The 26,625-nt window shown below is 50.2% G+C and carries 27 protein-coding genes and 1 pseudogene; 18 read left to right on the top strand and 10 right to left on the bottom strand.

Features of this window, described 5'->3' with window-relative positions; translation table 11 throughout:
• Nucleotides 1-5: 5 nt before the first annotated feature.
• Nucleotides 6-398: an acyl-CoA thioesterase gene (locus tag GC097_RS17685; protein ID WP_171684627.1), complete on the bottom strand. Its 393-nt coding sequence runs from the start codon at nt 396-398 to the stop codon at nt 6-8.
• A 198-nt stretch (nt 399-596) separates the two neighbouring features.
• Here GC097_RS17685 and fumC point away from each other — a divergent pair, with 198 nt between their 5' ends.
• Nucleotides 597-1,982, top strand: coding sequence for a class II fumarate hydratase (gene fumC, locus GC097_RS17680; RefSeq protein WP_171684626.1), 1,386 nt, complete (start codon nt 597-599; stop codon nt 1,980-1,982).
• A gap of 502 nt (nt 1,983-2,484) precedes the next feature.
• Here the strand turns inward: fumC and GC097_RS17675 are convergent.
• Together GC097_RS17675 and GC097_RS17670 are read right to left on the bottom strand one after the other, a co-directional pair.
• On the bottom strand, nt 2,485-2,898 hold the full coding sequence (locus tag GC097_RS17675) for a hypothetical protein (RefSeq protein ID WP_171684606.1): 414 nt from the start codon (nt 2,896-2,898) through the stop codon (nt 2,485-2,487).
• 43 nt (nt 2,899-2,941) lie between these two features.
• Nucleotides 2,942-3,337: a YtxH domain-containing protein gene (locus GC097_RS17670; protein ID WP_171684625.1), complete on the bottom strand. Its 396-nt coding sequence runs from the start codon at nt 3,335-3,337 to the stop codon at nt 2,942-2,944.
• 229 nt (nt 3,338-3,566) lie between these two features.
• Between GC097_RS17670 and GC097_RS17665 the strand changes: the two genes are divergently transcribed.
• From GC097_RS17665 to rsbW (GC097_RS17650), 4 genes are all read left to right on the top strand, one after another.
• Nucleotides 3,567-4,703 carry a PP2C family protein-serine/threonine phosphatase gene (locus tag GC097_RS17665; RefSeq protein WP_171684624.1) on the top strand — a complete coding sequence of 379 codons (1,137 nt, stop codon included), beginning with the start codon at nt 3,567-3,569 and terminating at the stop codon, nt 4,701-4,703.
• 171 nt (nt 4,704-4,874) lie between these two features.
• The gene (locus tag GC097_RS17660; protein ID WP_171684623.1) at nt 4,875-6,059 is read left to right on the top strand and encodes a glucose-1-phosphate adenylyltransferase; all 1,185 of its coding nucleotides are present in this window, start codon (nt 4,875-4,877) and stop codon (nt 6,057-6,059) included.
• Between the two features lie 114 nt (nt 6,060-6,173).
• A complete protein-coding gene (locus GC097_RS17655; RefSeq protein WP_171684622.1) occupies nt 6,174-6,506 on the top strand; it encodes an STAS domain-containing protein in 333 nt (110 codons plus the stop codon).
• Entirely contained in the window at nt 6,503-6,925 is a 423-nt protein-coding gene (gene rsbW, locus GC097_RS17650; protein ID WP_171684621.1) for an anti-sigma B factor RsbW, read from the top strand. The genes GC097_RS17655 and rsbW (GC097_RS17650) overlap by 4 nt, the downstream gene beginning before the upstream one ends.
• A 485-nt stretch (nt 6,926-7,410) precedes the next feature.
• On the opposite strand, the gene GC097_RS17645 is transcribed toward rsbW (GC097_RS17650), so the two are convergent.
• A complete protein-coding gene (locus GC097_RS17645) occupies nt 7,411-7,869 on the bottom strand; it encodes a Dps family protein (protein WP_171684620.1) in 459 nt (152 codons plus the stop codon).
• Between the two features lie 165 nt (nt 7,870-8,034).
• Here GC097_RS17645 and GC097_RS17640 point away from each other — a divergent pair, with 165 nt between their 5' ends.
• From GC097_RS17640 to GC097_RS17610, 7 genes are all read left to right on the top strand, one after another.
• A complete protein-coding gene (locus GC097_RS17640; protein ID WP_171684619.1) occupies nt 8,035-8,487 on the top strand; it encodes a DUF948 domain-containing protein in 453 nt (150 codons plus the stop codon).
• A 15-nt stretch (nt 8,488-8,502) separates the two neighbouring features.
• Nucleotides 8,503-8,871 carry an STAS domain-containing protein gene (locus tag GC097_RS17635; protein WP_171684618.1) on the top strand — a complete coding sequence of 123 codons (369 nt, stop codon included), beginning with the start codon at nt 8,503-8,505 and terminating at the stop codon, nt 8,869-8,871.
• Nucleotides 8,868-9,326 carry an anti-sigma B factor RsbW gene (gene rsbW, locus GC097_RS17630; RefSeq protein ID WP_171684617.1) on the top strand — a complete coding sequence of 153 codons (459 nt, stop codon included), beginning with the start codon at nt 8,868-8,870 and terminating at the stop codon, nt 9,324-9,326. Before GC097_RS17635 ends, rsbW (GC097_RS17630) begins: the two co-directional genes overlap by 4 nt.
• Nucleotides 9,323-10,090: a sigma-70 family RNA polymerase sigma factor gene (locus GC097_RS17625; protein ID WP_171684616.1), complete on the top strand. Its 768-nt coding sequence runs from the start codon at nt 9,323-9,325 to the stop codon at nt 10,088-10,090. The genes rsbW (GC097_RS17630) and GC097_RS17625 overlap by 4 nt, the downstream gene beginning before the upstream one ends.
• Before the next feature lie 157 nt (nt 10,091-10,247).
• Entirely contained in the window at nt 10,248-13,028 is a 2,781-nt protein-coding gene (locus GC097_RS17620; protein ID WP_246294314.1) for a CHASE3 domain-containing protein, read from the top strand.
• Between the two features lie 11 nt (nt 13,029-13,039).
• Nucleotides 13,040-13,891: a CheR family methyltransferase gene (locus tag GC097_RS17615; protein ID WP_171684786.1), complete on the top strand. Its 852-nt coding sequence runs from the start codon at nt 13,040-13,042 to the stop codon at nt 13,889-13,891.
• 140 nt (nt 13,892-14,031) lie between these two features.
• Entirely contained in the window at nt 14,032-14,196 is a 165-nt protein-coding gene (locus tag GC097_RS17610; protein WP_171684614.1) for a DUF1328 domain-containing protein, read from the top strand.
• A gap of 88 nt (nt 14,197-14,284) precedes the next feature.
• Here GC097_RS17610 and GC097_RS17605 read toward each other — a convergent pair whose 3' ends face one another.
• The 4 genes from GC097_RS17605 to GC097_RS17590 form a co-directional block, all read right to left on the bottom strand.
• Nucleotides 14,285-14,485 carry a cold-shock protein gene (locus tag GC097_RS17605; protein ID WP_161406717.1) on the bottom strand — a complete coding sequence of 67 codons (201 nt, stop codon included), beginning with the start codon at nt 14,483-14,485 and terminating at the stop codon, nt 14,285-14,287.
• Between the two features lie 70 nt (nt 14,486-14,555).
• Nucleotides 14,556-14,756 (bottom strand): cold-shock protein, encoded by a 201-nt coding sequence (locus tag GC097_RS17600; RefSeq protein WP_028555458.1) that lies wholly within the window; start codon nt 14,754-14,756, stop codon nt 14,556-14,558.
• A 202-nt stretch (nt 14,757-14,958) separates the two neighbouring features.
• Nucleotides 14,959-15,246: a hypothetical protein gene (locus GC097_RS17595; RefSeq protein ID WP_171684613.1), complete on the bottom strand. Its 288-nt coding sequence runs from the start codon at nt 15,244-15,246 to the stop codon at nt 14,959-14,961.
• A gap of 163 nt (nt 15,247-15,409) precedes the next feature.
• Nucleotides 15,410-16,966 carry a copper amine oxidase N-terminal domain-containing protein gene (locus tag GC097_RS17590; RefSeq protein ID WP_171684612.1) on the bottom strand — a complete coding sequence of 519 codons (1,557 nt, stop codon included), beginning with the start codon at nt 16,964-16,966 and terminating at the stop codon, nt 15,410-15,412.
• A 189-nt stretch (nt 16,967-17,155) separates the two neighbouring features.
• On the opposite strand from GC097_RS17590, the gene GC097_RS17585 reads away from it, so the two are divergent.
• From GC097_RS17585 to GC097_RS35285, 3 genes and pseudogenes are all read left to right on the top strand, one after another.
• Nucleotides 17,156-17,683, top strand: coding sequence for an NfeD family membrane protein (locus GC097_RS17585; protein ID WP_171684611.1), 528 nt, complete (start codon nt 17,156-17,158; stop codon nt 17,681-17,683).
• 39 nt (nt 17,684-17,722) lie between these two features.
• Complete coding sequence (locus GC097_RS17580; protein WP_171684610.1) at nt 17,723-19,168, top strand: flotillin family protein; 1,446 nt, start codon at nt 17,723-17,725, stop codon at nt 19,166-19,168.
• A 547-nt stretch (nt 19,169-19,715) separates the two neighbouring features.
• Nucleotides 19,716-21,239 (top strand): annotated as a pseudogene (locus GC097_RS35285) (HD domain-containing phosphohydrolase).
• Nucleotides 21,240-21,326: 87 nt separating this feature from the next.
• Here the strand turns inward: GC097_RS35285 and GC097_RS17570 are convergent.
• Together GC097_RS17570 and GC097_RS17565 are read right to left on the bottom strand one after the other, a co-directional pair.
• The gene (locus tag GC097_RS17570) at nt 21,327-22,619 is read right to left on the bottom strand and encodes a hypothetical protein (RefSeq protein ID WP_171684609.1); all 1,293 of its coding nucleotides are present in this window, start codon (nt 22,617-22,619) and stop codon (nt 21,327-21,329) included.
• The gene (locus GC097_RS17565; protein ID WP_167052917.1) at nt 22,606-23,172 is read right to left on the bottom strand and encodes an RNA polymerase sigma factor; all 567 of its coding nucleotides are present in this window, start codon (nt 23,170-23,172) and stop codon (nt 22,606-22,608) included. Before GC097_RS17565 ends, GC097_RS17570 begins: the two co-directional genes overlap by 14 nt.
• 334 nt (nt 23,173-23,506) lie before the next feature.
• On the opposite strand from GC097_RS17565, the gene GC097_RS17560 reads away from it, so the two are divergent.
• From GC097_RS17560 to araD, 3 genes are all read left to right on the top strand, one after another.
• Entirely contained in the window at nt 23,507-23,956 is a 450-nt protein-coding gene (locus GC097_RS17560) for a hypothetical protein (protein ID WP_246294313.1), read from the top strand.
• A 206-nt stretch (nt 23,957-24,162) separates the two neighbouring features.
• Nucleotides 24,163-25,428: an S-layer homology domain-containing protein gene (locus tag GC097_RS17555; RefSeq protein WP_171684608.1), complete on the top strand. Its 1,266-nt coding sequence runs from the start codon at nt 24,163-24,165 to the stop codon at nt 25,426-25,428.
• A gap of 140 nt (nt 25,429-25,568) precedes the next feature.
• Nucleotides 25,569-26,258 (top strand): L-ribulose-5-phosphate 4-epimerase, encoded by a 690-nt coding sequence (gene araD, locus GC097_RS17550; protein ID WP_312875689.1) that lies wholly within the window; start codon nt 25,569-25,571, stop codon nt 26,256-26,258.
• The last annotated feature ends 367 nt before the right edge of the window (nt 26,259-26,625 follow it).

Below are 26,625 nucleotides of genomic sequence, written 5' to 3'. Positions count from 1 at the left end.
TTTTTTTAGCTAAAATGCTTCCGCAACGCTTCCGGCGCTGCTACGCTTTTGCGTGTCGAGCTGTCCATTGTGACGCTGGTTACCAGCGCATCTGCGCATAGCTCATTTTGCTTGTTATAAATCTCTTGTTTCAGCACGTAGCTGGAGCGTCCCATTTTGTCGGGGCGGCAAGTAATGGTGAGCTGCTCTCCTTGTTTGCACTCTTTTTTGTAATTAATGTTGATGTTTACAGTAACGGTCTGTATGCCCATGGAGCCGAAAGTCTCGTAAGACAGCCCGGAGAGCTCGTACCATTCCTCGCGTCCCCATTCGAGATATTCCAAGTATTTGGCGTTGTTGACGTGGCCGTTCACATCGATTTCCGTCGAGCGGACGATGATTTCAAGTCTGGATTCCATGCGGGAGAACTCCTTTGTTTGCACCTGCCAAGGGCACGTGTTTTTTTGTTATTATAGCTCGTCTGTGCTGGATAAAACCAGTTGATGGCTCATAGCGCTCCAGTATTTGGGTAAACTATGCTTCATGTGTTTGACGTGGGGCAAAGGTAGGTTAACATATCGTATCGGCGGGCAGCGCCTGCAAAGGAGGATATACAGATGGAGCAGCAATACCGGATTGAACGAGATACGATGGGGGAAATCAGAGTACCTGTGGATAAGTTGTGGGGCGCGCAGACGCAGCGCAGCTTTGAGAATTTCAAAATTGGCACCGAGCAGATGCCGGAGCGGTTGATTGGGGCTTTTGCTTTGTTGAAAAAGGCCGCTGCACAAGTCAACCGTGAGCTTGGCGGGCTAACGCCGGAGAAGGCGGAGGCCATTTCGCAAGCGGCGGACGAAATCGTGCAGGGCCGCTGGAGCGGAGAGTTCCCGCTCGTCGTCTGGCAAACCGGCAGCGGGACGCAGTCGAACATGAACGTCAACGAGGTGATTGCGCATCGCGGCAGCGAACTGCTCGGGGATGGCGCGCGCATCCATCCCAACGATGACGTGAATCGCTCGCAAAGCTCGAACGATACGTTCCCTACCGCGATGCACGTGGCCGGGGTCCTCGCGGTGGAGCAAGAGCTGCTGCCTGCGCTGGAGCTTTTGCAGGCGACGCTGCAGAGCAAGATGGAGGCCTATGCCTCCATCGTTAAGATCGGCCGCACCCACCTGCAGGATGCAACCCCGCTCACGCTGGGGCAGGAGATTAGCGGCTGGTGGGCGATGCTGGAGCAGACCGCGCGCATGGTGCGCAGCAGCGTGGATACGATGCGCGAGCTGGCCATTGGCGGCACCGCGGTCGGCACCGGGCTGAACGCGCATCCGGAGTTCGGCGCGCGCGTTGCCGAAGCGCTGTCCCGTGAGACGGGCACACGCTTCGTCTCGGCCGCGAATAAGTTTCATGCGCTGACCAGCCATGATCAGATCGTTTACGCTCACGGCGCGCTGAAGGCGCTCGCGGCGAACTTGATGAAGATAGCCAACGATGTGCGGTGGCTATCGAGCGGCCCTCGCTGCGGGATCGGTGAAATCACGATCCCGGAGAACGAGCCCGGATCTTCGATTATGCCGGGCAAGGTTAACCCGACCCAGAGCGAAGCGATGACGATGGTCGTGTGCCAGGTTATGGGCAACGATGCGGCCATCGGCTTCGCCGCCAGTCAGGGCAACTTCGAGCTGAACGTGTTCAAGCCCGTGATCATCCATAACTTCCTGCAGTCCGTGCGGCTGCTGGCGGATAGCATGCGCTCGTTCAACGACAACTGTCTCGTGGGGATGGAGCCGAATCGCGAGGTGATTCAGCGCAATCTCGAGCAGTCGCTCATGCTGGTTACCGCGCTCAACCCGTATATCGGGTATGAGAAGGCGGCCAGCATTGCGAAGCAAGCCCACAAGGAAGGGCTGACGCTGAAGGAGTCAGCCGTGCGCAGCGGCCACTTGACGGCGGAGCAGTTTGACAGCTACGTGCGGCCGGAGGAAATGGTGCAGCCGAAGGCTTGATGCGGCGGCACGATCCTGCATAAAGTGCAGCAAATTCAGGCGTAACCCTCGATTTCGCATCTAATCCTGCATAAAGTACATCAAATTTACCCATTTGGCCCCCTTGGGCTGAAACTTGGCGGATTTGATGTACAAAATGCAGGATTTCTCTTTGAAATCGAGGGAAGCACGTTATTTGCTGCGATTTATGCATTATTCGGTCGCCAGAGGGAACTACAGTCCGCTATTTGCTCCAATAGCAGTTCTTCCAGCTCTGAAGAGGAACTGTGGTCCGCTATTTGCCCATTTCAAGCGGAAATGGCGGCTGCAGGGGCAAATAAGGCCCTGTAGTTCCCACTAAAAGTGGAATCAGGCCGATTTTGCCTAAATAGGGGACTACAGTTCCCTTCGGGAGGGAATCACTCCCCGAAAGTAAGCGTGTTTATAGAGCCAACGCGTGCTCTTTAATCCCAAATGCCAAAAAAAGGTTGAACAGGGTACTATCCTGTCCAACCTTTTTCGTTTATTGAATGGGATCGGGGATCAGATTCTTCTCCAACAGCTCGCTGTTCGTCTTCATGTGTTTCATTTCATTGCCGAGCTTCTTCATTTCATCCAAATCCTGGGCCATGGAGCCATTGTTGGCTTCTTCCAAGGATTTGCCGGAGGAACCGTTGCACAGCCGTTCTAATTCGATCAGCTTGTCCAGTGCAGCGCGACGGACTTCCAGCGGAACGAAAGTATTCTCCGGAAAGTCGGCCTCATGGAAGTGTACGGTCGTATTTCCGTGCTCTGAGGTTAGGGTCGTTAACGTAAGCGGATAGGAGGCCGCCGTAGCCTCGCTATAAATATTGAATTGATAGACGGCTTTCTCCGTGTATTCGACACGTTCCAATCCCAAATCGGTCAGCTGTCGATGCAGCGTGCTTTTATCCATTCCAAACATCTCCTTTCAAAATGAAAGCTGGAAGCATTGGTGTCTATTGCCTCTTATCGCCTGCCATCCCGGCCATCGCCCGCACTCTGTCACTAGCCTGCTCGCCAATTTCTAGCGCCTTATCGGCAGCATGCTCGCCAAACTCTCGCACTTTCTCACCGGCCAACTCCGTCATCTCCTGTGTTTTCTCGCCAAGTTTAACGGCTGCCGTTTCGGCTTTGTCACCTGCGTCGGCAGCCATTTCCTGTGCTTTTGAACCTAAGGCTGTCGCAAACCGGCTCGTTTTATCATAAAGGGTGCGATATGTTTTCGATAAATCCCTGCGCAGTTCCGCCCCCTGTTTAGGGGCTAACAACAATGAGGCTGCAGCGCCTACAGCACCGCCGATTAGTAAGCCTAACCAGAGTCCGTCTTTGTTTGCTTCGACTGTTTCGCTCATGAGTCATCTCTCCTTCAAATAGGGTGTAGGTGGTCATGCATCCTACTTGCTTGTAACCGAATTCCGGGCTTTTGAAACAGCCAGGGCTGTTTTTGTCGAAAATGTCTGTTTTTGATGATTAAAATTTTCGTCTTGCGGGTAGTAGTTAGTGAACATCTTTATTTTTGTACTATGGTAAAATAGGTGAGGGGTTCCTGCTAACTTTTACCCGAGAGGGGTTATGACGACGATGGGTATTGTCATTGTGGACGACAACGCGACCAATTTGCTGATTATCGAAAAAATTTTGCTCAAAGCCGGGTACACGGATCTCTTGATGGCGTCTTCGGCGAAAGAGCTGTATGACTTATTAGATATGAATTCGCCCCATCCGGCAGAGGTGCCGGTGGATTTGATTTTGATGGATATGATGATGCCTGAAATCGATGGGGTGGAAGCCTGCCGCACGATTCAAGCGGACGAAAGGCTGCGGGATATCCCGATTATTTTCGTAACGGCGATGGGAGATTCCAATAAGCTTGCGGAAGCGTTAGATGCGGGGGCGCTCGATTATGTCATGAAGCCGATTAATAGGGTGGAACTGCTTGCCCGAATCCGTTCGACGCTCCGTTTGAAATATGAGAAGGATTGGCACAAAGAGCGGGATAAGCGGATAAAATATGAGCTGGATTTGGCAAAACAGGTTCAGCGCAGCGTGCTCAGCCATCCGATCGAGAAGGAGGATATCCATATCTCTGCGGTGTATAAGCCCTCGTCCGAACTGGCAGGGGACTTCTACGCATGGTATCCGATTGGGCCGAACCGGTATGGCATTATTTTGCTGGACATGATGGGACACGGGATTTCGTCTTCGCTTGTGTGCATGTACATTTACTCGGCTTTGAAGGATACGATTACGCAGATTTGCGATCCGGAAGGTGTTATCCGCGAGCTGAACGGGCGAATGCATCAACTGCATCAATCGGATAGTTTGATCAATTATTATTTTACGGCGATCTACATGGTTCTGGATACGGAACAGCGCACGATAGAGTATGTGAATGCGGGGCACCCGCCAGGCCTTGCGATGTTGGACGGCGAGATCAAACTGTTGACGGAGGGCTGCTGTGCTATTGGCTTTTTTGAAGGAATTGATGTGACAAAAGGCGTGATTCGTTACGACCGAGAAGCTCGCATTGTTTTATTTACAGACGGTTTGTCGGAATGGCTCGATGATGAGGAGCAGGATGGCACCGCGAAAATCAAGCAAGGCTTGCAGTCCGCAGAAGCCCACGATCCTGATGATTTAGTGGAACGCATCTATCCGAATGATAAAAACGGATCGCCGCAAGACGACATATGTTTGGTCATGGTCAGTATTCCGTAACCGCTGCACCTGTGGACAAAAAGAATACATGCACAAGTTTACCCCAAAAAATGGGGAAGCTTGTGCATTTTTTGTTTCAATAGGCGCATATGGGTGTAATAACGTTTATGAATGCAATCAGCAGGGCGGCTGTCATTTTCAAATAAATCCAAACGGAAGGATGAGATGAAGATGAAGAAACAAGAATGTGTAGCCATGCTGCTAGCTGGCGGCGAGGGCAGCAGGCTTCGTCCGTTAACGCAGCAAATGGCGAAGCCGGCAGTACATTATGGTGGGAAATACCGGATGATTGATTTCGCTTTAAGCAACTGCCGCCATTCAGGAATCGGTACCGTCGGCGTGATGACGCAGTATAAGCCTGCCGTGCTGCATGCCCATATCGGAAGCGGGGACGTTTGGGCAGTGGAGGGCTGCGGTGGTGGCATATCCATTTTGGAGCGGGAGGCCGGTGCGCCCAATGCCTATTCGGGGACCGCAGATGCCATTTATCAGAACTTAGCCTTTTTGAGGGAACATAAACCGAGCTATGTGCTAATTTTGTCTGGCGATCATATCTATAACATGGATTACCGGACTTTGCTGGCGCATCATCAGGCAACCGGCGCGGATGCTACGCTTTCGGTTATGCCTGTGAAATGGGAGGAGGCGAGCCGCTTTGGCATTGTTAGCGCAGATGAGCAGCACCGGATTACCGCCTTTGCGGAGAAGCCGCTCAAACCGGCCAGCAATTTAGCATCCATGGGCATTTATATATTTAACTGGGAGGTGCTGCAGTCCTGTTTGGAGCAGGATGAGGCAGATCAGGCGTCGAGCCATGATTTTGGCCGTGATATTATTCCCGGACTGCTGGCTTCGGGTGCGCATGTGTCCGCTTATCCTTTTGAAGGCTATTGGAAGGATGTGGGCACGATCGAAAGCCTCTGGGAATCTCATATGGATTTGCTTGATTATCATCCGAGACTGCAATTGAATCATGAGGCATGGCCTGTGCTGACGACAAAACGCAACCTTTCCCAGAATTATGTAGCTCTGGATGCGCGGGTTCATCATGCGGAGCTTGGAGACGGCGTCTCCATCTACGGCAATGTCAGTCATTCCGTTCTGTTCGATGGGGTGACGGTCGGCGAGCACAGCCGGGTGCTTAACAGCGTCATTATGCCGGGCGTTCAAATCGGGAGGCATGCGCTTATTCTTAATGCGATTATCGGCGAAGGCTCGATTATTAAAGATGGCGCGATCGTAGGCATGCCGGGGGATCCGGGTATCACTGTAGTGGGTGAAAACACCGTCATCGGACGGCATTATTCGGCCTCCATACCTGTAAAGCTGACCGGTACGAGGCTGAATTTCATTTAAGCTTATATCCAGGTGAAAATGTCCGGGAGACCCGGCCTTTAGATGTGAAGCTTGTGTAAAGCTGAGGTGCTTGTTACACTTAAAAGAGCAAATCACTTAAAAGGAGTGTGGCTCATGCCAGCAGAAAAGTTCCAAATTGACCAAGAAGAATTAGAGAAATCTATACAGCTTCATATCCGTGGGGAACTTGACTTGGCTGCGGCATTGAAGTTCCGCCATGCGCTTGAAGCGGTGGTTCATCGGACTGATAAAGCGTTGATTCTAGACGTAGGTAAGTTAACATATATCGACAGCACGGGGATCGGTATCATGGTCTCCGCTTTGAAAATTCGCGATGAGCTGAAGGTGCCGTTCGCTGTGCGGCATATTCCGTCCGGTATTAAACGGCTCTTTGACCTTACGGGCATCTCCGGATTTCTGAACGAAGGGATCGAAGGAAGCGCATGAATGTCGTACGTCTGCACATACCCGCAGCAGCGGAGTATTTGGATATCGTCAGACTCAGTCTCTATGGAATTGCCTCTAAGCTGGGCTTCTCCTATGAGGACATTGAGGATATGAAAGTAGCGGTTTCGGAAGCCTGCAACAATGCCGTGCTTCATGGAGAGACGTCAGCCAGTCTGGGGCAGATCCAGATTAGTTATGAGCTGGGAGACGGCAAGCTGACCGTGAAAGTGAAGGATGACGGTCCTGGTTTTGATTACGAAGCGAAGAACGGGCGTGCGGAACCCCCGGTGGGCCAATCGCTTAGTGAACTGCAGTCCGGAGGCCTCGGCATGTACTTAATGCAAGCGCTGATGGATGAGGTGACTGTGAATACGGATCAAGGCACTGAAGTCACACTCGTTAAATATGTACAAAAGTAAAGGGGAGGTCTCATGAGGTCAGGTATGACCGAGTGGCTCAGCGAGGCTGTCCCGAAGGTATGCGGGTAGAAAAAAGTGACTAGTTGAATGTTAAAGGAGCTAAGCAACTATATGTGCTTAGCTCCTTTACTTTTGGCGCTGATTGCTTCTTTCTTGGGTATGCTGCCAACTTGGTCCTGCGGTTTTGAGGAAATGGCCTCCTCTAGGCATGGACAGGCAAAGTTGTGGGAACTATAGGGCGCTATCTTTGCTAACTGGGCTGTTTCTTGGCTGCAGACGGAACTCCAGGGTCTTATTCTCCAAGAAAAGCTCCCATTCTGGCAGAATGCTTAAAATAGAGGATCGTAGTTCCCTATAACCTGAAAAATGTCGACTTTTCGAGAAATAGGGGATCATTGTTCCCACTCGCGCCATATATCCAAAACCAAAAGGGCTATCCCCAAGGTCATTCCTGACCTTTAGAGACAGCCCCATTTGTACTTCCTTTAGCGCCCGAGGAAAGCCTCCAGCATCCAGCCCGTCTTCTCCAGCGAGGCCCGAATCCCAATCAGCATATCAGCCGTCGGCTGGTCCTTGCTTTCTTCGGCAAGCGCGATGCCCTCTGTAAGCTCAGAGCAGATCAGGGAGAAGTCGCTTGCCAGCTGCTTCACCATATCTCCTGCAGAAGCTCCTTGGCCGGCCTCTTTGACGGAGGCCAGCTCCAGATGCTCCTGCAAGGTAGCTGTCGGTACGGCGCGCAGTGAAAGCATCCGCTCCGCGATGACGTCCAGATGCTGTGCAGCTTCCTGGTACAACTCTTCGAATTTTACATGCAGCGTGAAGAAATTGTCGCCTTTTACATACCAGTGATAGTTATGCAGTTTCATATAAAGAATTGAGAAGTTAGCGACCTGCTTGTCTAATAGCTCTGTAATGGCAGTAACTTTCATTGCGGTTTTCACCATGGGAAATTCCTCCATTTCAATTGTGATGGCTTGATATCCTATAATTACCCGGACTTGCCTCTTCTGAAACGGAATAGGAGAACTTTTGAACTTTTAAACTAAGGCTGTTTCGTTTGCGGAACAAGAGGGTAACTATAAGTAATCAAGCAAACAGGGGTGATTGAAATGTTAGTCCAATTGAGCGCAGTCCTTGCTGCCACAGCCTTCGTATTCCTTGTCTTCTATTTGATTCAAACGTTGAAAGCACTGAAGCTTTCTTTGGATCAGATCACGCTGACGATGGGGCAAATGAAGGATGAGGTCACACAAATTTCTTCGGAAGTGCAGGATGTTATTCTCAATACCAATGAGATGGCCATAGATGTTCGTGCCAAGCTGGCTAAGCTTAATCATCTGTTTAGCTCTGTGAATGATGTCGGTCAGGTTATCCACGAACTCACGTCTTCCGTGAAACAATCCGCCACAGGCTTCATCGATGCGGTGAAACAAACGCGGATGACGGAAGAATCGCCGACGCTCAGCCAGCGATGGCAGACCATTTTGCATGGCGCGGCCATTTCGATGGAAATGTGGAAGAAATTAAAAACGAAAAAATCGCCGATAAGCAGCATGGAATAGAGAGGAGCCGTCTTTGTGCATATACGTAAATTTACCGTCTACAAACAATCGAATGGGAAAGAAAATATCATATACTTAAGTGGGGAGCTTGATTTGTCTGCAGCACCCGAACTGGCGGCCGTTCTGGACTCCGTCGTCACGCAAGGCGATCAGCACCTTACTTTAGATTTAAAGGAGCTGCGCTACATTGACAGCACCGGCATCGGCATTCTCGTCTGTGTGCTCAAAGTAAGAGCCGCGATAGGCGCTGCTTTCAGCATTCAGCATATCCCGTCCAGAATTCAGCGTTTGTTCGAAATCACCGGCGTTGCCCGTTATTTCGTGAACGGTGAGCTGCAAACGGATAATCAAGGAAAAGCAGAAAGGAAAGAAGAAATAATATGAGACCCTACATCGGCCTTACGATCCCTGCACAGGCGGAATATTTGGATATTGTTCGACTTGCTTTATACGGTGTGGCCTCTAAAGCGGGATTTTCGTTCGAGGATATTGAAGATATGAAAGTAGCTGTAGCAGAAGCTTGCAACAATGCGATCCTCCATGCATATGCGCACGATCAGTCAGGAACGGTAGATATTCAGTTCGAGCAGCAGGATGGCTTTTTGCAAATCACCGTTAAGGATGAAGGCAGCAGCTTTCATTATGTACAGACTGATTCCGAGGAGGTTGCTTTGCATCATAAATCCATTCGTGAGGCATCGGTGGGGGGCTTAGGCCTGTTCCTGATGCAAGCATTGATGGACGATGTCCAGGTGCTTACGCACAGCGGCAAAGGCACGGAGGTTGTTTTGAAAAAGCAGTTGGCAGGGCAGCTGGACAGAAAAGAGGAAATGGTATGAATGTGAATGCATCATCTTCCAAGCCTCTATATGACATGTATGTGAAAATGAAAATTTATAAAGAGACAGGTTGTGAAGAGACGGCTACGGCATTGCTGCTGCACTATGAACCTATTGTTCGTATGGCAGTCGGCAAAATGTCACGGAGCCGTCCTGATTTATATGAAGACCTGTTTCAAGTCGGGCAGATGTCGTTGTTACGGCTGTTCACCCAGTATGACAGCACGCTCGATACCCCTTTTGAGGCTTATGCGATGAAAAGCTTGATCGGTCACCTGAAAAATTATTTACGTGACAAATCATGGTACATACAAGTTCCAAGACGTATTAAGGAGAAGGGCGCTCTTGTTCAGCGTGCTCTGGATGAACTCACGGTCAAGCTCGAACGTTCGCCGAATATGGACGAAATGGCGGCTTATTTGGAGCTGAGCACGGAAGAGACGATTGAGATTCTGGCTGGCCGCGATTATTATCATTACACTTCGCTGGATACTCCGCTAAGCAATGAGGGGGACAGCGCGACGCTCGGCGATATGATTGCCGGCTCAACCGATGACTATCATTCGCTGGAAAGGCGCATGGATCTGGAAGAGGCGATGACCTGCCTGAAAGAGGAAGAACGGAAAGTCATTCATCTCATCTATCAGGAGGGACAATCGCAGCGTCACATTGCCGATCAACTGGGGATATCCCAGATGAGCGTCTCGCGTATTCAGAAGCGGGCTATCGTGAAATTAAAGACGGTTCTAACCCCAAGTACGTAGAAGGAGAGATACTTAAAACCGGTCATGAAAAACTACAAGAACAGCTCTGTTCGTTCTCTCCAACCTCCGCAATTATGGTATAGTGAGAGTAGTAGAATATTAATATAATGTTCACTATGAACTGTACGAGGGGGCAGCTATGGGTAAATTTTTTCGTATGAATATACGTTCAAAAATCATAATGGGATATGTATTTATTATCATATGCTTAGGGATTGCTCTCCTGATCGTGAGCGGTCGCGTCAACGCGCTGCAGAAAGAAGTAGAATTCGTCTCCACTCATGATTTGGAGGTCCATGATCTTCTCTATGCGCTCCAAAGGAATATGGTGGATATGGAAACCGGCATGAGGGGATATGTGATCACGGGCGACCCCCAGTACTTAGAACCGTATGATACAGCCAATAAAACATGGCTTGATAACTATAATAGGCTTCTGCAAATGATCAGCTCCAACCCTTCCCAAAAGGAAAGCTTGGAGCAGATCAAGCCCACGATCCAAAGTTGGATTCGTACGGCCGGCGATCATGTGATCCAATTAAAGAATGAAAACAATCAAACGGCAATCAATGAATATTTCCAGCGAAACTCAGGGAAAAGGCTGATGGACCAGCTGCGAACGCAGTTCGATTCCTTTCTTGCGACTGAGAAGCAGCTAACCAATGCCAGAGCTGAAGATCTTGCTCAAAGCAATTATAATCTTAGAGTTGTTCTTTTCATCCTTCTAGGCACCATTTCCATTTTTGCAATTATAGTCGCTTTGATATTATCCAATTCTATTACGAACACAATCAAGCAAGTTACGAAAATGATCCGTTATATTTCGTCTTCCGAAGGGAATTTGACGTCAAGGATCGCGCTGACCAGCCATGATGAAATCAGGGAGCTGGCAGAAGCGACCAATGATATGCTGGAGGATCTGGAGAAGCAAAACTGGATTCAAACGAGTCTCACCGAAGTCGCCACTTTGTATCAGGGAATCAACGATACAGGCAGTTTGAGCAACACGTTTATTAGCAAGCTCGCGACGATGCTTGGGAGTGTATATGGCGTTGTATACCTTCGTGAGAAAGTCGGGGATGAAGCTCGTTATGTGAAAATAGCGGGCTATGCGGCGAACGGGCAGGATCCTTCCGCGGCAAGTTTTCGATTAGGCGAAGGTCTGGTTGGCCAGTGTGCGCTGGATCAGCGCATTTTCCTGATCGATAACTTGCCGGAAAACCACGTCAAACTAACGTCCGGCTTAGGCGCCTCCGCACCGCGCAGCCTGCTGGTGGCTCCTATTCTGGTGGATGGCCAAACAGAGGCCGTGATCGAATTAGCCTCTCTGCATCCTTTCCAGGCGCAGCATTTGACGTTAGTCGATTCGCTGCAGGAGAAATTTGGTTCGGCCATTACGAATGTACGCGGTCGCATGGAAGTAGAACGTTTGTTATCCGAGTCGCAGATGCTGGCCGAAGAATTGCAAGCGCAATCCGAGGAGCTGCAGACGCAGTCGGAAGAGCTCCAAATGCAGCAGGAACAACTGCGGATGACCAATGAGTTTTTAGAAGAGCAGAATCACTTCTCTGAGCAAAAAGCGCTGGAATTAAAGAAAGCGAAAGACGAATTGGAGGAATATTCGCATAAGCTGGAGACGAGCTCACAGTATAAATCCGATTTCCTCGCGAATATGTCGCATGAGCTTCGTACGCCGCTGAACAGCATCATGATTTTATCGCAGATGCTCGCGGAAAACAGCGGCGATTTGCAGATGTCGGAGATTGTGGAGTACTCGCGTGTGGTCAATGCCGCTGGCAAGGACCTCTTGGCGCTGATCGACGACATTTTGGATTTATCCAAAGTGGAGGCCGGTAAGATTGAAATTATGACGGATGATTTCAACGTGACCGAAATGCCGCAGTTAATGAAGCTCATGTTTGCCCCCGTTGCGGAGAAAAAGGGACTAGATTTCGAAGTCATTATGGAGCCGAATGTGCCGAATGTCATTTTGACGGATGGTCAGCGCCTTCAGCAAATATTGAAAAATCTGCTCTCCAATGCGTTTAAATTTACTGAAAAGGGCTCTGTTACGATGAAAGTGGCGCTTGCTGACCCGGCTCGTGTCAAAGAACTTCTGCACCGCGATCCGGAAGAAAAAGTGCTTGCAATCTCTATTACGGACACCGGTATAGGGATTCCGATCGACAAGCAGCAGGTTATTTTTGAAGCGTTCCGTCAGGTCGATGGCACAACCAACCGCCAGTACGGCGGTACAGGGCTTGGCTTATCCATATGCCGCGAGTTTACGCGTCTGCTCGGAGGCTCCATCGTTGTGAAAAGCGAGCTGCACAAAGGCAGCACGTTCACGCTATACGTGCCTAACGCGAGTGAAGAGGAGCCGGGGATGACGGGGAATGGCCGCCATCAGGGGGAAATTGCCGCATCTGTCGAGGAGCGTTCCATTATATCCACGCAATCCGCCGTGCAGACGATTGAAGCAGCCCCGGTGGAGTCGATTAAGCCGGAAGTCGAAGCCGTCGAAATCGTCCATTCGGATGCCCAATTGTTTAACGGCAAAAGAGTGCTGCTCGTAGACGATGATGCACGCAACGTCTTTGCGCTCGTTACAGCGCTAGAGACGAAAGGGGTCACCGTAGACGTGGCGGATCACGGGAAGGATGCTTTGGAAATGTTGAGCGCGCAAGCCGGCTACGATCTCATCTTGATGGACATCATGATGCCGGTCATGGATGGCTATGAGGCCATGCAGGCGATTCGCGGCGAACTGCACATGCATGATTTGCCGATTATTGCTCTCACCGCCAAAGCCATGAAGAGTGAGAAAGAAAAATGTCTGGAAGCCGGCGCGTCCGATTATATTACGAAGCCGTTAAATATGGATCAGCTATTCTCGCTTATGCGTGTATGGCTAACAAAGCAGGTGAAGAAACATTGAGTCGTACGCCCATGGAGGAGCCCATCGATTTCACTCAATCTCCTTACGAGGACGAACTGCAAGATATTGAGATTAATCTCCTTTTGGAAGGCTTGTACCAAATGTATGGGTTTGATTTCCGCCATTACGTGCGGTCATCCTTACGCCGGCGTGTTCTTAATCGGATGAAAGCAGAGAAGCTGCCGAATGTAACTGCGCTGCTGGAGAAAGTTCTGCACGAACCCGGCTTCGTGGACCGCTTGCTCAATGACATGTCGATCCGCGTCACCGAGATGTTCCGGGACCCTAGCTTTTTCCACGCTTTTCGCAATTTGGTCGTGCCCCAGCTAAGGCAGTATCCCGAGATTCGCATCTGGCACGCCGGCTGTGCAACGGGGGAGGAAGTCTACTCCATGGCAATCCTGATGCAGGAAGAGGGGCTGGCGGAGAGAACGAAGATTTATGCGACGGATATGAACGAGAAGGCGATTGAAGCAGCGCAAAAGGGGGCTTTCCCGCTCAAGCAGATGCAATGCTTTACGAAGAATTATTTGGACTCCGGCGGAACGAAGGCCTTCTCTGAGTACTATACGACGGACCATCAGTACGCCTATTTCCAGCCGCTCATGAAAGACAATCTGATGTTTGCGCAGCACAACCTTGCAACGGACGGCTCTTTTAACGAGTTCCATGTGATTTTATGCCGCAATGTCATGATCTACTTCGATAACAAGCTGCAGACGCAGGTACACAGCCTGTTTCATGGCAGCTTAGTATCTGGCGGGTATTTGGGGCTGGGCAAGAAAGAATCCATCTTATTCGTGCCTGAAGGTGTGCACTACCAAGAGTTTGTGCCATTGGAACGCATATACCGTAAGAAATAAAACCGTTTTGGACGATGCTGTTACCGTCCGAAGCGGTTTTTTTGCTTGCGGACAGGACTTTATGATTCAATATGGGGCCAAGTGGTTAATAGATATCATAGCCAAGCATTACAAATAACATGAAGAGAGGGTGTTTTCCTATGTTAGGCTGGGCTGTTATGTTTCTAATTATTGCGCTGGTTGCCGGTATATTCGGATTTTTTGGCATTGTTTCAGCGGCTGTAGGCATTGCCAAAGTATTGTTCTTCGTATTCCTGATCATGTTTGTCATATCGCTGATTTTCGGCAGACGCCGAGGCTTCTAGGTAATATCTCATACCAATAGAAAAGCCCTTTTGTCTCCTACACGGAGACGAAAGGGCTTCGGGTACTGCCGTAGGCTGCTATTACTTATTATCGCCTGCTGCTTGTGTTCGATAAGGTTGGGAGCATCTTTGAATCCTTGACCATGGCAGAATGACAAATCGGACACTCCGGACTTTCGGCGAATGAAAAGTTATCTCTCATCCAGCATGAGCACTGTTCGGTGCTGCAAGTCCAAATGTTGGTTTGCTCTTCGGGCACAGGTTCCATCGACTTCTTTGAAAAGTACATATGAACTCCTCCTTGTCATAGTAGACTAGACTCAGACTCGCAAGCAGTGTATAGCAATATGTGGTAAGGACTACAGCTTGACTACATTTTCAGCTTGCGGTCCGCGGTTACCTTGAACAACTTCAAATTGTACGCGTTGGCCTTCATCCAAGCTTTTGAAACCTTCCCCTGTGATAGCGCTGAAGTGAACAAACACATCATTGCCGCCTTCCATTTCGATGAAACCAAAACCTTTTTCCGCATTAAACCATTTTACCGTACCTGTTTCCATGTAGACATAAACCTCCAATAATTTGTTCCTGCGTGTTGCTCTTGGATCATGCAGAACCTGACAGCTTGTTAACGCAGCTTTGATAATATATCCAATTCGAAGGGAGCTTATTCCATTTTCATGAAAATTTCATTTCAAGTCCGCAATAAAAAAAGCCCGCGCTCCAAGGTCGCTATCGACCGGATAAGGGCGAGCTATCTTTTTAGGCCAGCAGTAAAATGACGAGCAATTCAAACAGAACTAACGTCAAAATTTGATTGTATTGCGCTGGTGTATAGATGGGTCTGTACGGCCCTTGGGGATGGCTGTGAGGGGCGATGTGCATATAAGCATGGTGCCCGTCTACATGAGCCAACACACCTTCATGCGTGTGCCCATCGATGGTTGTAACGCGAATCGTACGCCCGATATGCGGGTGAAGCGCACCCGTGATCATATCCCTCTTGTGCCTCATTTGGTGCTGCCAATTAGGCTCGGCTTGATAAATCATATGGGGCCCTTGAGGCCCAGGGTGTTGCGACGGATTCATATACACAGCATTCGCTCCTTTTTCGTTCGGCTGCGCGCAGCGGTAGGCTTATTGCCTAGGTTCACTACTAGACTATTCAGCCGCCTGAAAAAGGTGCAATCGCCTATGCACTTACAATGCCATGCTATTCGCGTTTAATCGTCACCGTGCGAGTCTCATCGTTGAACGATACTTTGCCGCCAAGCGATTCTGCGATGAAACGAATCGGAACGAACGTAGATCCGTTATGGAGCGTTGCCGCACTTTCGAGCTCGATTGCAGCGCCGTCAACAGTGGCAAGCTTGCTGTCCAGCTTCAGAATGATCGTTGTTCCGGACAGTAGATCTTTAATCGTAACTTCCTGCAGATCGCCATTCCAGCCGACCTCTGCGCCAAGCTTTTCGGAAATAAAGCGTACCGGCACCATCGTTTTGTTGTCTTCGTTAATAAACGGCTGCGGTGTATCGCTTGGCGAAGCCGCGCCATCCGTCAGCTTCAGGCTTACTTCCTTCTTCGTCACTTTCATATCTTCACGCAGCATTTTGTAGAAAAGGGACTGTTTATCCAGGTTATTCAGCATGTGGTAGATAGAGGAAGCCTCCGTCCCCATTTGTACCGCACCGCCAGAGATATCGATCGTTGCTGCCGTTACCGGCTTATTCGCATTCCAAGTTTCACTCACGAAGGAGAGTTTAAGCCCTGCAACGCCAGTGCCCTTATCTGGAAGCGGCATGCTAAGCGCTAGTGCTTGCTTGTGGACCAGTTTGTCGGCATCGGTATAAATATCAGCCTGCAGCGTGGATTTACCGTCAAATAAGCCATGAAGGGGCGACGGGCCCTGTTCGGTATCTCCGGCGATGGCCTTCTCTAAAGAGTCGGCTGTTGTCTCCAGGAAGTCATGGATAGGCTGATACACCAGTCCGAGCGCAAATTCTTTATTGCCCAGAACCTTGAGGGTAAAATCGCTCGAACCAGCACTGATCTGCTCTTCAATAACAGGTGACAGGGCATCATACAATTGGTTGAGCAGTTCTTTCAATCCGGCTTCATCTGCGAGAATGTTGCTGAACAGCTTGCGAAGCAGTGAGGCGAGTTCAGTGCCGTTCAGTTCGATGTGCGCTTTTTGGAGAGAAAGGTCTGCACCGTTCACTTTGTCTGTGACGGCAGAGACCGTAATATTCGAAGGATTTGCCGTATTCGCTAAAATAAATCCGATAATCGCGGGCTTAACCTCCGCTATTTTGTTCCCGAACTGTTCTTGAATCACTGCGGGCAGCATGTTCATGAACGATACATTTGAACCGGCCAGGAGATCGTAAACAATCGGCTTTTTCGCGCCTTCAATGCTGATAAGGAGCTTTGTGCCTTCCGTTGCCAGTTTGAATGGGATAGTGCCTTTTCCGTATGTAATGGAACCATCTGCCGAAAGCTGCTGCGCATTCTGAGACTTAACGTTCGTAAGCTCGATTTTCACGTTTTGCAGAGCGCTGAGCGACTTTTGCTCGTCCGCAGTTAGCTTGGAGGTGTCGCCGGGAACCAACTCGATTTGCAGTGAGCCTTTGGATTCGAAGGACTTCACAGCTGCGCTGTTCTTAATCGCCGCAGCGATGTCTAAGCCTTGTACAGCTTGGCAGCCTGTCAGCATAAGCAGCAGGAACACCAGTGCGGCGGATAACCGCCAAGTCAGTTTCTTTTTGTACATGTGCTAATCTACTCCTTAGGTTTAATAAAAATAATAAAAAAGACGTCCAATGATTATACGCGAAGCGAAGAAGAACGATTCGCAGGCAAACTGATATTTTTTTGTGCGAAACCTTTTATTGCCAATCCCGTCTATAATGTATAGATGTAAAATGCTTCCTTATAAGGGGGCTCCAAGGAGGTGACGTCTATGATGACTTTGTTTGCCGTATGTTTTTTTGTAGGCCTTGTTCTTACGGTTCTTGTTACATTTTTTGGTGGCGATTTCTTTGAGTTTCATGGGGATACCGGGGGAGCCCACAGCCATGGGGGACCGTCTTTCTTTAATTTATCTTCCCTTTTGGCCAGCCTGACGGTATTCGGCGGAATAGGGTATATGCTCAATGAGGTAGGGATGACCAGCTCTTTGCTTATTTTGCTCATTGCCGCAGGTGCCGGTCTTTTCGTGGGTTGGCTGTTCTTCCTCTTCTATGCCAAAGTCATCTATAAGCATGATGACAGCATGAGGGAAGACGATTTTGACCTGACTGGACAGCTTGGGAAGCTGATTGCGCCGATTAACGGGAATGGATTCGGTGAAATGGTGATTGTCATGCAGGGGACCAAACGGTCCATCAGCGCGCGATCCGAGTTGGGGGAATCGATCACCAAAGGCGCAAGGGTGGTTATCCTGCACATGGAGAAAGGCGTTGCTACAGTTAGTAAATTCAGTGAGTAAGCTTGCAGGTACGACTAACTTCCGGGAGGTAATACAATTATGTTGACGATTTTGTATACGGTTGCTGCTATTGTCATTGTTGTTTTTATTTTACTTGCTACCATTGTAAGGGCTTATAAAAAGGTGCCGCCTAACGAGGCCATGATTGTTTTCGGTTTGGGCGGTAAACGCGTTGTACAGGGCGGGGGAACCTTCGTTATTCCGGGCTTTCAGAGCTTCAAAACGATTTCGATGATGCTCATGAGCTTTGATGTAAAGCCGGATCAGCCCATGTTTTCCCTGCAGGGGATCCGGCTAAAGATCGAGGCGGTTGCTCAAATCAAAATTCAAAGCGACCCTGTTGCCATTGCCACAGCCTCTGAGCAGTTCTTGGATCATACGCTGCTGGAGCGGGAAATGATGATTCTGCATTCCGTAGAAGGACATCTTCGCGGTCTGGTGGGACAATTGACAGTGGAGTCTATTCTCAAGAATCCGGATGAGCTGAACAGCAAGATGAGGGAGACGTGTTCGGAGGATTTGGATAAAATGGGGCTGAGCTTGATTTCGTTCGTACTCAAGCGTGTCGCAGACGATCAAGGCTACATAGAGAACCTTGGCGTGCCTGAGGTTGAACGTGTCCGCAAAAGCGCCAGCATTGCCAGAGCCGAGGTCGAGCGGGACATTCAGATCCGGCAAGCCGATACGGAAAAGGAATCCGCCATTCGCATTGCAGAGGCGCATCAGCTCAAGATCGAAGCGGAAACGCTGGCATCGGCGAAAGAAGCTCAGTACCGCAAGGAGCTCAGCATGAGAGAGGCGGAGTTCAAGCAGGAAACGACGAGCCGGCAGGCCGAAGCGGACTTGGCCTATGAACTGAAGCAGAAGCAAATTCAGCAATCGCTCGTAACCGAACAGGTGCGTATTAAGCAGATGGAAGCTGAGGCGAACAAGAACGTTCGGCAGATCGAAGTTGAGCTGAAGCAAAAGGAACTCGAGGCATCCGTCATTAAGCCGGCCGAAGCGGAGAAGCTGGCAGCTCTGATGCGCGCCGATGTGAACAAGCAGCGGCAAATTCTCGAAGCCGAGGCTGACGCCGAGTCGACGAGAAAGCGCGGTGAAGCGACGGCCGAGGCGGAGCTCGCCAAAGGGAAAGCGAATGCGGAAGTCGTTCGCTTGGCGGGGCTTGCGGAAGCTGAGGCGCTTGAGAAGAAGGCGGAGGCTTACAAGCAGTATACGCAAGCGGCGGTTACGGTAGAGATTCTTCGCATTCTGCCGGAGCTGGCGGAGAAGATTGCGGCACCGCTGAACAACGTGGATAAAATCACGGTAATCTCCCAAGACGGCGCGACGTCCGGCGTAAACCGGATAACAGGCGATATTGCCAAAATGATCGCCCAAGTGCCTGAGATCACGCAAACCCTAACAGGCCAAAGCGTTACGGAGCTTGCGCGCGCCTTCCTCGGGAAGGAAAGTATGCCTGTTGCAAATAAAGAAACAGAATGATTCAGCAGCACATGCCCCTCGGCCACTAGGCCGGGGCATTTTTGATGTGTGAAGGTGTGCCAAGCTTCCCCTTATTCCATGCGGCGACAGTCGGTTGCAAGGCAGCGCGCAGCGCGGGCAGGTAGGGGAACTGCAGGACGCTTTTTTGCCCAAAACAGCCTTTGAGCGAGGAGTGGGAACTACAGGAAGCTATTTTGCCCGAAGTAGCCTTTGAGCGAGGAAGGGGAACTACAGGGCGCTATTTCGCCTATAGCAGCCCTTTGAGCGAGGAAACGGGAACTACGTTCCGCTATTTCTCCATTCTAGAGGGATATTTGGGCAATTTGATGAAATAAGACCCTGTAGTTCCCCTCGGGCGCTCGAAATTCCGCTTTTCGCCGAAATAGGGGAACGGAGTTCCCTTCGATCAAGGAAATCTCAAGATGAGCCGGTTCCAACCTAGGCTAGCTGCAAGTAAAGGGCAAGCAGAGCTTCCCTTTTTTATAAGCGCAACAGGTTGAATTGCTATACAATAGGACTAAGCTTAGATTGAAATGAGGCATCCATCATGGTCATTTACCAAAAATTTCTGCGAGATTTGGTCCGCAATTATATCTTAGGCTCAGGCATTGCGGTTGTTGTGGTGGGCGGAGTCATTATTTCTACGACCTTATCCATTTCGTATGCGGAAATGGAGCGCATCTTCTTCATTATGACGAGCTCGCTATGCGTGATGCTACTCGCGGAGCTGCTGGTGTTTCGCCGACACATGCGCCCCATTCGGATGATGCTGGAGCAGGAAGCTCCTGATTTGGCAGCCATTCGGGACGCCTATTTGCAAACTCACCGCTTTCCGGCGCTCTCTGTGAAACGGATACTCGGTCCCCATTTTCTAGGTTTGTCGATTCCGGCTATGACAATGGCTTCCATAGGGATTGCGACGGGCTGGCTGTCGCTGCCGGCTTATTATGTTGGGCTCGCGGGAATCGGCGCTGTGCTCGTGGCAAGCATGCATGCGCTGCTTGAGTTCTTCACGACAACCCAGGCGATCCGTCCGGTTCTTGTGCATATACGCGAAGTCGGACAGCGCCTTTACGGCGAGGATGTCTCTTTGGATGGGCGCGTGATTGTTTCCATTCAACGCAAGTTTCAGCTGAGCGCGTTCTTGATTGGAACGATGCCGCTGTTTCTCTTCAGCTTAGCGACGCAAATTCGGCTTATCTCACAGTCGTCCGATTTCATGGTGGATTAATGGAAATGGGCGGGCATTATTTTATTGCTCGGTGTGGGCTTCTCCTCCCTTGGGGCACGGATGTTGGCTAGAGATATTCAACAACCGATCGGGGACTTGCATAGAGCGATGAAGGAAGTGCAAGCCGGCGACTTGCAGGTGAGGGCTTCGGATTTATATTCGGATGAATTCTCGCGGCTGGTCGCCGGCTTTAACCATATGGTTAAAGGGCTTGAGGCGCGTGAAAGCATGAATAATCAGCTGCTGCAGAGCTATTATTCCACACTGGCTGCTGCACTGGATGCGAGAGATGCGTATACCGCAGGGCATTCCACTCGTGTCGCTCAATACTCTCTGATGATTGGGAGAGCGGTGCGTTTAAGTGAGCAGGAGCTTGATCTGCTGAACAAAACGGCGCTGCTTCACGACATCGGAAAAATTGGCGTGCGCGACGATGTGCTGCTGAAGGAAGGCCGTCTGACAGATGAGGAGTTTGAGAAAATCAAGCGGCACCCGGTGCTGGGCGAATCGATTTTGAAGCAAATTGAGCCGGCGGAAGCGATGGCGCCTTTGCTTCCCGGCGTGCGCTCGCATCATGAGCGCTATGACGGCAAGGGATATCCGGACGGCCTGAAAGGCCAGGAGATCCCTGAGTTCGGCCGCATTATTGCGGTAGCGGATGCGTTCGACGCCATGACCTCCGATCGTCCTTATCGGAAAGGGATGGCTGTCGAGAAGGCCATGGCCATTCTCGCGGAAGGCAAGGGGACGCAGTGGGATCCCCGGTATGCGCAGACGTTCATTGATGTTTTCATGCAAGAGAATCCGAATCATGCAAAAAGCACATCAAATGCCAGCTAAGTCGGCGAGCGGGCAAGCGCCGCTCCTCCATACAAAAGGGTCTGTTCCCCAGTTAGCTTCAAAGCTGGGGAACAGACCCTTTAACGTTTATTCACTTAACGGAACTCGAATATCCGTTTCTGGCGTTAAATAACGGTAGACCTTGTCAATCCATTCTTCGACGTAGTGATCCGTGGCCCACTGCGCCATGACGAGCTGCTCGCCGGGGAGAAGATCCAGAACAAGCTGCGGATCGTTGCCCGGCGCTTGGCCGTAGGGATAGAATTTAAGCTTGCCGCCCTCGAAGATGACAAGCATATCGTTCATTGGTGAAGTCAACGCGTCGGTCGCTTGCGGATAGGAGGACTGAATGCCGCTCCAGGTGCAGCACAGATCATCGTGGTTCACCACTTTGTCGGGTAGATCCCGAGGGAAGTCGTGCAGCACGTAGCTGTCTGGCGTTGCAGCACCAGCTACCGCACGCGGCGTTTCGGCGACCTTGCCGACCCAGTGGCCGGGCTCTCGCTGAATCGTCCAGCTTTGGCCCGAAACCTCTCCGCGCAAACTGCTTGCAACGCTTGCAAGCACACCACCGATGTTCGCATTAGTGCCATAAACATCGGAGATGGACACATGATTCTTGTCCACCGGCTTGTTATAGAACTGCACGGTGTGGCCTTCTTTTAATTGCGGCAGCGTGCGGACCCAGATGCGATCCGCCTGATAAGCTCCGCCGCCTCGCAAGGAGGATTCCGATTCGGCAATAGACACATATTGATTGCCCGCAAACAACAGGGTCTCTGTACGATTGAACTGTTCGCCTTCTTGATCAGGGAAGGTTTCCGGTTTCGCAGGCTGATCCGCCAAGTGAGCGGATAAGTAGCGGAATTCATCCGTTTTGGTCCGATGGACCAGGGAATCGATTTTCCAGAAATTTTGCTTATAAGGCATAAGAATGCCTGGGCCCTCGGACGTTTTCTGGAGCTTCCCGCGCACAGGCGCAATCAGCATCGTGCGATAGGTGCTGTAGCGCATGGGCTTCAGCGCGCGTCCAGCCTCGCTGCCGGATGGTTCATGCTCAGTTCTTAATCCGATAAGCAGTGCTGTAGTAATAGGCGCAGGAGAATAGCTTACGGACGCAGTTGTTGCCGTAACTGCAGCATCCATCGCGGGCGCTGCATCACTCTGGGTATGTAAATTACTCCAAGGGAAAAGCAGTATGGCGGCAGCGATCGCACTGACTCCGGCAAAGCAAATCACAGGTTTAACCCTTGGCTTCGCTCGTTCCTTATGCTCAACCGCTTCTTCAATTTCACGCTGAAGCTTGGAAGTAAAGCCGGGGCGCTCAAGCGGTCCTGATTCCAATTGCTTGCGTAAATCATCCGGATCAGGATTGTTCAAGAGCCTCACGCTCCTTCAATTTAACCACCTTAAGTCTGGCATGATGAAGCCGTGATTTAACGGTTCCTTCCGAGATATTAAGAATAGATGCCATTTCTTTGGTTGAAAGCTGGTAATGGGCATGCAAAATGAGAATTTCTCTATACTTCGGAGGAAGGGAAATCACTTTCTTCCAAATGTCGCTGGCATATAATTTCTCCATGGCTTCTGTTTCGGCAGAGTTGGATGTGCCTGTTGATTGAATGAAGCCAACAAGTGTCACTTTGCGCCAGAAAGCTTTGCGTAAATAGTCATAGGTCGTATTGCGTGTAATGGTAAGAAGCCAGGTCTTGACCGAGGCTTCACCGCGGAATGTAGTAAGATTGCGATATACTTTTAAGAAAGCATCCTGGGTAATATCATCGGCTAAATCCGAGTTGCGGCAAATGCTGAAAGCATAGTTCCATACGTCATTGCCATAGGTCTCCATTAAATTGCGAAGAATCACTTTTTGATCCGTTGTTTCAGATACATACTTTAAATACTCAAAAACATGGACGCCGGTCGTCTCCATTCTCTCACCTCTCTGAATTAGACGCTTGCAGGTTGAAAAAAGTTCGCAATTCGCCCAAAAATATTTTTCGGCAATTTATCCTTATAGTGTTCGTAAGGGCGCTGTAATTTGGGTCTTTTTGAATGGGAATTGTAAAAATGTGTTGATTTTAGTCGAAATAAGAAGGATTTTGTCGATGATTCATCGAATAGTTTCATTTAAAAGTTAAGTATGCAGCGCAGGGACGCTCGGTTTTCCTCACAGTAATTTGCCGTCTTGACAATAGAAGGCGTTAGCACGCAATATGAAGGAGGGTTGCTGGAAATAATCAGATCCCTCGGAGAGGAAGAACACGATGAATTTCGTTGAACATATCATGGACCACCTGCGATCCGGTGCCATTAACAATTACCCTCAGCCGGTTGCTTTGAATATGGGCTTAGCGTATACCGTTAAACTGGAAGACAAGAAGACGAATTTAATATGGCTTCCTTTTGAATATACAGGCCTTGCCTACGTCGATATGGGGCGCCAGGTGAATGTATATCCTTATTATAGAGGTGTTATTTTTGAAGAGGTTGAGCTCTCCAGAGGAACGGATCTTCATAAGCCGCAAACGGAAGAGGCCTTTGTCAAAGCATTATTTTTGAAAAGCTGGGAGATGCATGAACTGCTGCAGCAGGAGAAATATGCTTATCTGCAAGGGAGTGCGCCGGATTTCTTAGCGAAAATGTTGTACATAACCGATTGGCTGCGCTATTACAACTCAATGCAAACCGTAGGCGCTGGCAGAAAATTCAGCTAGCCGTTGAAATAGCAGGACCGTATTTGCTACTTGCGTAGACAAATAGGGTCCTTTTTTATGCGCAAAAAGGCGGAATCCGCTGCACTCGGGGAAGGATATCTGCGGCTATAGACCCAAGCCCGGCAGTGTTTAGAGTGCTATCCTTACTAGGCTTAAAGCCTGTTCTCAAAGGTGAATAGAAGGCTTATTCTATAGAATGGTACAACTTGGTATCGAAAAATGTAGAAACGGAGAATCCAATCATGCGGCAGTTGAATAAATGGATAACTATAGCAGCGGTGTGCTGTGTCATGAGCATGGCTATCAGCCAAGCAAGAACGGAAGCGGCAAGTATGACGGACGTACGAGGTCACTGGGCGGAACAGACCATTACTCAGATGGCGCAGCAGGGGCTGCTGGACGGCTTCCCGGACGGAACGTTTCGTCCTGACGATGCGGTGACGGCCGACCAATTCGTGAAAATCGTATTGCTGGCTTTTACAGATAAGTTTCCCAATGGCGAGCGCAATTGGAAAGCAAGCTTTCTGCAAGCGTTGAGCGCGAGCAATAAAAGCATTTTACAGCAGGATTATCGGGACTTCAATTTTAAGCCGAGCACTGTCGGTTATTGGGCGAAGCCCTATTTGGATTTGGCCAGCGATTTGCATTTCATCAGCAAGGGCCAGTTTACGGATTACAAAGCGAAGCTGAAACGCGAGGATGTAGCGGAAATCTTGTATTATTTGCTGAAGGAAACCGAGTATTTGGAGGATGAAGTGTACAGCCTTAAAGCAGCCTCGCAATTTGGCGATCTGCAAAGCGCGACAAGCAGGCAGCAGAAGTTTATCGGCGAAGCGATGACGAAGGGAATCATGGAAGGATACCCGAACGGGTATTTTGGCGTGGGTCGGGATGTTACCCGTGCGGAAGCGCTGCAAATCATTACGCGTCTGCAGACGAAGTCAAAGCGGATCAGCGTGAAAAACGAGGGAGAAGCTTTCATCAAAGTTGTTCCGACAAAAGATGGCAGCTATAAGAAGCTGATATTCCCGGACCAGCGCATGCTCGACGCTTACAGCGTTATGGAGGATGCAGGCAAGCTGCGGGGGACGAACTACGACCTGCAAGAAACAACGCTGCGCCTGTTCCGGGATGCAGATGCCAAAGCGCTTGCCGTGAACGGCGCGACGGCCAGTGTGCGTAACAGCAATGAGGCCTCGCTGTGGCTGGACCCTCAGTTTCTGACTTATGGCGTGACCGTTCGTCTTGAGAACGGAACACTGGCGCGCAATATGGAAAGCATTCGGAAATTCACGGATTTCCTCTTCGGCTATGATGCGGACATCTTCTATCGCCATTTTACCGATGCGTGTGAGCGTGCTGCGGCGAAAGGCGTTCTGGAGACGACGACCAAGCAAATCGGCAGTTTTTCCGTAGAGACGCGTTTGGAGCCGGATGGGAAAACGATTATTTTTTCAATTATACATAGCTAATAATTAACGGCATAAAAGTTTGAGGTGTACATACAAGTTGTACACCTCAAACTTTATTTCAAGACTATCTAGATAACATGTACGTACAAGTGTATAATAGAACATTATACGTACATTATCTCGGAAGGTGTTGAGATCGAGTGCTGGACAAATTGAAGCAAGCGGTGCTGGAAGCGAATTTGGATCTCCCCGAATATCGGCTCGTTACGTTTACTTGGGGCAATGTCAGCGGGATTGACCGGGAGCAGGGGCTTGTCGTGATTAAGCCCAGCGGTGTACCTTACGAGGATTTGAAGGCTGAGGACCTCGTCGTTGTCGATTTGGAAGGCAGGATTGTGGAAGGCAAGCTGAAGCCTTCCTCGGACACGCCGACCCATTTGGCCTTGTACCGGGCATTCCCGGCGATCGGCGGCATTGTGCATACCCATTCTCCATGGGCGACAAGCTGGGCGCAGGCCGGAAGAGGCATTCCAGCGCTGGGTACCACGCACGCGGACTACTTTTACGGGGAAGTCCCCTGCACGCGTCTTATGACGGAGGCTGAGATCAAAGGGGCCTATGAACTGGAAACAGGCAACGTCATCATTGAGACGTTCAAGGACTTGGACCCGGCGATGGTTCCGGGTGTGCTGGTGAACTGCCATGCGCCGTTCAGCTGGGGTAAGGACCCGCACAATGCGGTGCATAACGCAGTTGTGTTGGAAGAGGTAGCGAAGATTGCCTACCGCACCTTCCATTTGAACCAGGCGATTCAGCCCATGGAGCAGACGCTGCTGGACCGGCACTTCCTGAGAAAACACGGAGCTAATGCGTATTACGGACAAACATAACAAAAAGGCAGTCGGCATTTTCAATCATGCTGACTGTCTTTTTTTTTGCTCGGCGATTGTTGCTGGGGTGCCTATCGTGATACCGCTACGCAACATGCGCCAATGCGCCGAACATGCGCCAACGCGCCCAACACGCCCAACACGCGCCAATACGCGCCAACACGCGCCAACGCGCCCCAACACGAGCCAACAAGCCCAACAAGCCCAACAAGCCCAACACGCCCAACACGCCCAACGCGCCCCAACACTCCTCAACACGCACCAACATGCGCCAACACGCGCCAATACGCGCCAACACGCGCCAATACGCGCCAACACGCGCCAACACGCGCCAACGCGCCCAACAAGCCCAACAAGCGCCAACGCG

The sequence above is a fragment of the Paenibacillus planticolens genome (assembly GCF_013141725.1).
GTDB lineage: Bacteria > Bacillota > Bacilli > Paenibacillales > NBRC-103111 > Paenibacillus_E > Paenibacillus_E planticolens.
This window is presented reverse-complemented; position numbering and strand designations above follow the sequence as displayed.